Here is a 529-nt window from a genome sequence, read left to right on the forward strand (position 1 = left end):
CTTAAAATAAAAAAGGTTCATCCATGCTGCAATTTAAGCTAGATATGCACTCAAACACATACACATGGTTCCTCTTACAGAAGACCGATGAAGGAGTTTGCCACAAGACCTTCTTTGGCTGGCAGTATTTCCACAGAATCACAGAACGAAGGGGGGATGAAGACATTCGGGTCCTCTATTCCCTCCACTAGATCAAAGAAGCTTGTCATGACAGATAATTCCCCTTTCTGTGTGAAATCGAGGGTGTAGAGAGGCACGCAGCCAAACGCAGTGAAGGTCAGCAGGTAGTGTTCTTTTGTTTCCTCCACTGTTCCATTCCAGTTATTGACAAGCAATCCTTGTCCTTCTATAGAGCTGCTACCCAAGACCATTTGAGTCAGGAAATTGGCATCATGGGGAACCCCAATATGTCTGAATGGTACCTTTAATGCAGTCTTAATACAAGTTTGGTTGTGGTAATGGATCTCATAGCTGACCCCCTCTCTAAAGAGCAGAAGCCTGTCTACAAAGAAGGTCTGGTTCTCCTCCT

At 44.4% G+C, this 529-nt stretch carries 1 protein-coding gene; it reads right to left on the reverse strand.

Annotation, left to right across the window (positions count from 1 at the left end; translation table 11 throughout):
* Positions 1 to 74: 74 nt before the first annotated feature.
* Positions 75 to 529 (reverse strand): hypothetical protein (locus tag H4O20_RS12990; RefSeq protein ID WP_185099538.1); only part of this gene is annotated, 455 nt, incomplete at its 5' end.

The organism is Aequorivita sp. 609 (assembly GCF_014212065.1).
Lineage (GTDB): Bacteria > Bacteroidota > Bacteroidia > Flavobacteriales > Flavobacteriaceae > Aequorivita > Aequorivita sinensis.